A 7,729-nucleotide genomic window follows, 5' to 3' on the forward strand; every position below is an offset into this window, starting at 1 on the left:
AGGATATGAAATGATTCCGTACAAAACAGAACCATTAACAGATTTTTCGAAAGAGGAAAATCGTCAAGCATATCAAGAAGCTTTACAAAAAGTACAAAGTGAACTTGGGCAAGATTATCCGTTGATTATTGGTGGGGAAAGAATAACAACTGAAGACAAAATTGTATCTTACAATCCTGCGAAAAAAACAGAGGTAGTAGGTACAGTATCAAAAGCAAATCAAGAGCTTGCTGAAAAGGCAATGAAAATTGCTGATGAAACATTTAAAACTTGGAGCAAAGTGAAACCTGAAGTACGCGCTGATATTCTTTTCAAAGCCGCAGCTATTACAAAGCGTCGCCGTCATGAAATGTCAGCTCTTATGACTTTGGAAGCTGGTAAGCCATGGGTTGAAGCGGATGCAGATACAGCAGAAGCGATTGACTTCATGGAATATTATGCCCGTCAAATGCTTGAGCTAAAAGACGGTAAACCAGTTCAAAGTCGTCCAGGTGAATATAATAAATTTGGATATATTCCTTTAGGAGTAGGTGTAGTGATTTCTCCTTGGAATTTCCCATTTGCAATTATGGCAGGTACAACAGTAGCTGCTATGGTAACAGGGAACACCGTATTGTTAAAACCTGCTTCAACAACTCCAATCATTGCATATAAATTTATGGAAATTCTTGAAGAGGCAGGACTTCCAGCCGGTGTAGTAAACTACATACCAGGATCAGGGGCAGAAGTTGGTGATTATTTAGTTGATCATCCACGCACACGTTTTATCAGTTTCACAGGTTCACGTGATGTAGGTCTACGGATCAATCAACGTGCAGCTGTTCAAAACCAAGGGCAAATCTGGATTAAACGTGTTATTGCTGAAATGGGTGGTAAAGACACAATTGTTGTAGATAAAGAAGCAGATCTTGAACTAGCCGCTCAATCGATTGTTAAATCAGCATTTGGCTTCAGTGGCCAAAAATGTTCAGCATGTTCTCGTGCTGTCATCGTGGAAGATGTATATGATCAAGTAGTGAATCGTGTAGTGGAACTAACAAATGCCTTAACTGTAGGTGATCCAGTTAATTACAATAACTTTATGGCAACAGTAATTGATGCAGCTGCATTCAAAAAAGTAACTAGCTACTTTGAAGTGGCAAACAACGAAGGCCGTATTGTTGCAGGGGGTACTGCTGATGATTCTGTAGGTTATTTTGTAAACCCAACAGTTGTTGCAGATGTTGCACATGATGCACGTTTAATGCAAGAAGAAATCTTTGGCCCTATTGTTGCACTTTCAAAAGCAAAAGATTTTGATGAAGCAATCGAAGTGGCAAATAATACAGAATATGGCTTAACAGGTGCTGTTATTTCTACAAATCGAGATCATATCGAAAAAGCTCGTGAAGAATTCTTTGTAGGAAACCTTTATATTAATCGTGGTTGTACAGGGGCAATTGTAGGCTATCAACCATTTGGTGGTTACAACATGTCAGGTACTTGCTCTAAAGCAGGTGGACCAGATTTCTTACTACTACACATGCAATCTAAATCAGTATCAGAAACACTTTAGTAGATTGGGAATTTAATAGCAGGCAAGAGATTACTATTTTTGCCTGCTTCATGATAGAAATAGTTTTTACATCGAAGGGGATTATTTTTTACACGTAAGCACAAGGGGGATTTATATATGGTATTAACAGGGACTGAAAAAATTATAGCTCAGACAAATGAATATGGTGCAAAAAACTATTTGCCACTACCAATCGTTATCGCTGAAGCTGAAGGTGTATGGGTGAAAGATCCTGAAGGAAATAAATATATGGATATGCTATCTGCTTATTCAGCTTTAAACCAAGGTCACCGTCATCCAAAAATTATTCAAGCTTTAAAAGATCAAGCAGATCGAGTAACGTTGACTTCTCGCGCATTTCATAGTGATCAACTTGGACCGTGGTATGAATTAGTATGTGAGTTTACAGGAAAAGAAATGGTTTTACCTATGAATACTGGTGCTGAAGCAGTTGAAACAGCGTTTAAAGCAGCTCGTCGTTGGGCTTATGATACGAAAGGTGTAGAAGAAGGAAAAGCTGAAGTCATAGCTTGTAACGGAAACTTCCATGGTCGAACAATGTTAGCGGTTTCATTAACTTCGGATGCTGAATATCGTCGAGGATTTGGTCCATTGCTACCAGGTATCAAGCTTGTTGATTATGGTGATTTAGAGGCATTAAAAGCAGCTATTACACCAAATACTGCGGCGTTTTTAGTTGAACCAATTCAAGGCGAAGCAGGAATTATTATTCCACCTGCAGGATACTTAAAAGCCGCTCGAGAGCTATGTCGCGAAAATAATGTTTTGTTTATAGCTGATGAAATTCAAGTAGGACTTGGGCGTACAGGAAAAATGTTTGCGTGCGAATGGGAAAATGTAGATCCTGATATGTACATCTTAGGTAAAGCACTTGGTGGTGGCGTTTTCCCAATTTCTTGTGTTGTATCTAGTAAAGACATTCTGGGTGTCTTTAACCCTGGATCGCATGGTTCAACATTTGGCGGCAATCCAATGGCGTGTGCAGTTTCAATTGCATCATTAACTGTTTTGCGGGACGAAAAACTTGCAGAGCGTTCACTAGAACTTGGGCAATATTTTGTAGATGAACTGAATAAAATAGAAAACGAAGCCATTAAAGAAGTAAGAGGACGTGGGTTATTTATTGGAATGGAACTCAACACAGAAGCTCGCCCATTCTGTGAGAAATTAATGGAATATGGTTTATTATGTAAAGAAACACATGATACAGTGATTCGATTTGCTCCACCTTTAGTCATTTCAAAAGAAGAATTGGACTGGGCATTGGATAAAATTCGAGAAGTCTTTAAAAAATAAACATAAATATTCAACATAGACGGTGAACTATGTTACAATGTTTGCACCTAGTACTATTATTAACCATTATTAAGGATAAAAGAGGCGAAAAAATCAAATGGCAGAAAATCTAAACCTGTTTACATCTACTCAAGCTGTTATAAAGAAAGCTCTTCAAAAACTTGGTTATGACGAAGCAATGTATGAACTTTTAAAAGAGCCACTTCGTATGTTGGAAGTACGTATTCCAGTGAAAATGGATGATGGTTCTGTAAAAGTATTTACAGGTTACCGTGCGCAACATAATGATGCTGTAGGTCCTACTAAAGGTGGCGTTCGCTTCCACCCTCAAGTCTCAGAGGAAGAAGTAAAAGCTTTATCTATGTGGATGACTTTAAAAGCAGGTATCGTTGATCTACCGTATGGTGGCGGTAAAGGCGGCGTAATTTGTGACCCACGTCAAATGTCAATGGGAGAAGTAGAACGTTTAAGCCGTGGATATGTTCGTGCAACAAGTCAAATTGTAGGTCCAACAAAAGATATTCCAGCTCCTGATGTTTTCACAAACTCTCAAATTATGGCTTGGATGATGGATGAGTACAGTCGTATTGACGAATTCAACTCACCAGGTTTCATCACAGGTAAACCAATTGTTCTGGGTGGCTCGCAAGGTCGTGATCGTGCAACTGCTCAAGGTGTTACAATTATTATCGAAGAAGCTGCGAAACGTCGCAATATTAATATTAAAGACGCACGTGTTGTGATTCAAGGTTTCGGTAATGCAGGAAGTTTCTTAGCTAAATTTATGAGTGACTTAGGTGCGAAAGTAATTGGTATTTCAGATGCTTATGGTGCTTTACATGATCCTGATGGCTTGGATATTGATTATTTACTAGACCGACGTGATAGCTTTGGTACAGTAACTACATTGTTTGAAAATACAATTTCAAACCAAGAGTTACTTGAACTGGACTGTGATATTCTTGTTCCTGCAGCAATTGAAAATCAAATCACTGCAGAAAATGCACATAATATTCGTGCGAAAATTGTAGTAGAAGCAGCAAATGGTCCAACTACAACAGAAGCTACTAAAATACTTTATGAACGAGGTATTTTATTAGTACCAGACGTATTAGCAAGTGCTGGTGGCGTAACAGTTTCTTACTTCGAATGGGTACAAAATAACCAAGGCTACTATTGGTCAGAAGAAGAAGTAAATGAAAAATTAACAAAGAAAATGGTAGAAGCATTTGATAATGTATACAACGTAGCAACAACTCGAAATATTGATATGCGTTTAGCTGCATATATGGTTGGGGTTCGTAAAACTGCTGAAGCATCTCGTTTCAGAGGTTGGGTATAGGCAAATAAAAAGTGGAGAACAATGAAAATTGTTCTCCGTTTTTTTATAATGTTGAACTTTCTCTCTCAAACTTACAAAGCTAGTCTGTTTAGATGCTTATTATACACTTTTTAAAGGACGAACATTGTCCTTTTTCACTGCACGATGCGGTACTCTATAAGGAGTAAATAATGTACTCAAACTAATAAGGCCTGCAATCCCAATGATTGTGTATAATGCACGTGCTCCAAAACTTGCTTGTCCATCACGGAATAAGGTAGCAACAACGTCAAATTGGAAGATACCTAGTAGTCCCCAATTAAGTCCCCCGATAACAAGTAAGAAGAGAGCAAATCTCTGTAATCCACTCATTGAATCACCTCCATAATTAGTTTGTGGTTTAAAACTGAAAATCATTCAATCGCTGAAAAGAAAAATGCGAAGAGTTTAAATATCTCTTCGCATTTTTCTTTTATTACCCTAATTCATCAGGGCGATCACTAACATGATTCCATTCTAAAACACCGTTATCTTCATCAAATGAAATATGAACTTTTGATACATTTTTTTGGGATAATATTAATTCAACTAAGTGATCACGAATATCATCTACATAGGCAAAGCTTAATGTAGGGTCAACTTCAGCAATTAGTTCGACATGAAGGAATTCTCCTTCTTTTAATACAACCAATTTTTTTATATCGTGGATATTTGGATCATCTAAAACAAGATGTGCAATATGATTAAGCATTTCTTCATCCGTTTCGCCAATTACGCCGCGAGCATTTTCTAAAAATACAACGCCTACAACGTAGAACATCATGATACCAATCAGTATTGAAGCGATACCTTCCGCTTGCAAAAATCCTGTGAAATGGGAAATAAGAACTGCAAAAAAAGCAAGGACGCCGCCAGATGTTGCAACTAGATCTTCCATAAAGACTAACTTTGTGGCTGGTTTTGCACTACTTAAATGTGTAAAGGCTTTTGGAAGGGCTGTAATTGGATTTGATTTCAATCCTGCATCTCGAGAAATTTCTGATGCTGCTTTTAATAATACTGAACCTTCCATGACAATACCTATTGCTAATACTGATAAACTGATCCACATTTTAGAGGATTCTGCTGGGTGTTGAATCTGATGCCATCCTTCTACGATTGTTTCATAAGATAAAATACCAACAATTAGAACGGCACCTAAACAAACTAAGTTTACAACACGTCCAAATCCTTTAGGAAACTGTCTAGTTGGGGCTTTTTTGGATAGCGCAGAACCAACAAAGACAAAGAATTGATTTGCTGCATCGCCTAAAGAGTGCATCATTTCTGCGAACATTGCGACATTCCCTGTAAAAAAGAACGCAACAGCTTTGATAATACCTAGAAATAAGTTAACGAAAGCTGCGAGTAGGGAAGGCTTATTCCCGTTTTTTAAAAGTTTCCATATTTCTTTCATCATTTAACCCCTTTAAGACAATATTTCGATTTCTACTTCTTCTGTATAAGGAAGTTTTTTTATCTCATTATATAAAGATATTGTATCTAGTTGTTTCGATATGGCTGAAAAACGTAGATTTACTTGGTGCTGTATTTCATTGTTTGACAATCGAACATCCTTTATACGAATATGATCCACTTCCATATGGTGACTATTAAGATATTTTAATATATTTTGTATGTCTTTTGCATCTTTCAGATAGAGCGTAAGTGAAACATCTTTTGTTCGAAGACGTTTTGGACCCATTTTAAAAAACAGAGGGGCCATTACTTCAACACCAATAAGAACAAGGATAACAGCGGTAATCGCTTGGAGGTAAAAGCCTGCACCGACAGCAATTCCAATACCTGCAGATCCCCAAATCATGGCTGCAGTTGTAAGACCGCTTATACTATCGTTACCTTTTCGTAGTATGACTCCAGCACCCAAAAAACCAATTCCACTAACAATCTGAGCTGCTAAACGCAATGGATCCATTGATATCGTAATTCCAGGAACAGGTTTTGTGTGAAATACAGATTCAATTGAAATAATGGTCAATAAACAACTGAAGGTAGCAATGACTAGACTTGTCTTTAATCCGACGGGCTTTCTTTTAAGTTCCCGTTCAATGCCTATACCTAAACTCAAAAAGGCGGCAATAATAAGTTTAAAAATGGTTTCATATGTAATTGAATTCCCGACTATTGTATCAATAATAATCTCTCCCTCCCAAAATCAGCTTGCGCCCAAAAAATGAACGTGTCAAAATGAAAGACAATATGATCCTATTTTACAACTATGATAAAAAAGGTGTTATACGTATTTTGGAGGTGAAGCGGATGGATAAGCCAAAAATTCATCCATTAATTGCAATTATAATAGGGGTCATTTCTGTTTCAACATCTGCTATCTTAGTGAAATTGGTGACAGCAGATTCAGGTGTGATTGCGTTTTATAGAATGTTTTTTTCAGTGTTATTGATGACACCAACTTTTTTAATTTATTATCGAAAAGAAGTTTTAAATATTGAGAAAAAAGACTGGATTTTTTCTATAATTGCTGGTGTATTCTTAGCCTTTCATTTTATATTATGGTTTGAGTCATTACGCTATACGTCCGTTGCTAGTTCAACGGTTCTTGTAACACTGCAACCATTATTCGCGATTATTGGTACATTTATTTTCTTTAAGGAACCGATTGCTTTTAAAACTGTCTTCTCAGGTATTATTGCGATTGCAGGGAGTATATTAATTAGTTGGGGAGATTTTAAAATTGGGGGCTTAGCATTTTATGGAGATATGCTTGCGCTAATTGCATGTGCACTCGTAACGGGTTATATGCTATTTGGACAAGAAGTTAGAAGTAGAGTGTCATTGACTACATATACAATTATTGTTTATACATCAAGTACCGTTACGCTGTTTTTTTATATTCTCTTTAAAGGCGAATCATTTGGTCCGTATCCTACCATGGATTGGGTATGGTTTTTATTATTAGCCATTGTACCAAATCTTTTAGGACACAATTTATTTAATTGGTCACTTAAATGGGTTTCAGCTAATGTAATTTCAATAGCTATTTTATTTGAACCAGTAGGGGCTTCAATTCTTGCTTACTTTATTTTTAATGAAAATTTAGTGCTTACACAAGTTGTTGGGGGAATTATTGTTATAGCTGGTATTACACTATTTGTAATCGATGAATCGAAAATCAAAAAATTATTTCAAAAAAACTATTGATTTATTAAAATAGATGAGGTATATTAAAACATGTCGTTAAGACGTGATAAAAAAATATATCTCATCTAATTTTTTTTCTTAAAAAAACTTTTCCAGAAAAGTTGTTGACAAAGAAAAAACAAAATGATAAGATGTTTAAGTCGTCACAATGAAAACGGCAATGAATATGAACCTTGAAAACTGAACAAGCAAACGTTAATCAATAAACTTTGATCACTAACATTTGTTAGTGATAAGGACAAATTGTTATCAATAGATAACGCTAGCAAAGCAAATGAGCTTTCAAACTTTACTTTTATGGAGAGTTTGATCCTGGC

General features: G+C 36.4%; 7 protein-coding genes. 4 read left to right on the forward strand and 3 right to left on the reverse strand.

All coding sequences use genetic code 11. The features are described 5' to 3' along the window. The first annotated feature begins 10 nt into the window (after positions 1–10). The 3 genes from pruA to CEF14_RS18775 all read left to right on the forward strand — a co-directional run bounded on the left by pruA (position 11) and on the right by CEF14_RS18775 (position 4,214). Positions 11–1,555 (forward strand): L-glutamate gamma-semialdehyde dehydrogenase, encoded by a 1,545-nt coding sequence (pruA, locus tag CEF14_RS18765; protein ID WP_102694232.1) that lies wholly within the window; start codon positions 11–13, stop codon positions 1,553–1,555. Positions 1,556–1,672: 117 nt separating this feature from the next. After that, positions 1,673–2,872: an ornithine--oxo-acid transaminase gene (locus CEF14_RS18770; RefSeq protein ID WP_102694233.1), complete on the forward strand. Its 1,200-nt coding sequence runs from the start codon at positions 1,673–1,675 to the stop codon at positions 2,870–2,872. A 97-nt stretch (positions 2,873–2,969) separates the two neighbouring features. After that, positions 2,970–4,214 (forward strand): Glu/Leu/Phe/Val family dehydrogenase, encoded by a 1,245-nt coding sequence (locus CEF14_RS18775; protein WP_102694234.1) that lies wholly within the window; start codon positions 2,970–2,972, stop codon positions 4,212–4,214. Between the two features lie 99 nt (positions 4,215–4,313). Here CEF14_RS18775 and CEF14_RS18780 read toward each other — a convergent pair whose 3' ends face one another. From CEF14_RS18780 to CEF14_RS18790, 3 genes are all read right to left on the reverse strand, one after another. Next, on the reverse strand, positions 4,314–4,565 hold the full coding sequence (locus CEF14_RS18780) for a DUF378 domain-containing protein (protein ID WP_102694235.1): 252 nt from the start codon (positions 4,563–4,565) through the stop codon (positions 4,314–4,316). Between the two features lie 103 nt (positions 4,566–4,668). Next, positions 4,669–5,649: a cation diffusion facilitator family transporter gene (locus tag CEF14_RS18785; protein WP_102694236.1), complete on the reverse strand. Its 981-nt coding sequence runs from the start codon at positions 5,647–5,649 to the stop codon at positions 4,669–4,671. 12 nt (positions 5,650–5,661) lie between these two features. Beyond that, complete coding sequence (locus CEF14_RS18790; protein ID WP_102694237.1) at positions 5,662–6,387, reverse strand: MgtC/SapB family protein; 726 nt, start codon at positions 6,385–6,387, stop codon at positions 5,662–5,664. A 125-nt stretch (positions 6,388–6,512) separates the two neighbouring features. On the opposite strand from CEF14_RS18790, the gene CEF14_RS18795 reads away from it, so the two are divergent. Then, positions 6,513–7,412 (forward strand): DMT family transporter, encoded by a 900-nt coding sequence (locus CEF14_RS18795; protein ID WP_102694238.1) that lies wholly within the window; start codon positions 6,513–6,515, stop codon positions 7,410–7,412. The last annotated feature ends 317 nt before the right edge of the window (positions 7,413–7,729 follow it).

Origin of the sequence: Rummeliibacillus pycnus (assembly GCF_002884495.1) — a bacterium.
Lineage (GTDB): Bacteria > Bacillota > Bacilli > Bacillales_A > Planococcaceae > Rummeliibacillus > Rummeliibacillus pycnus.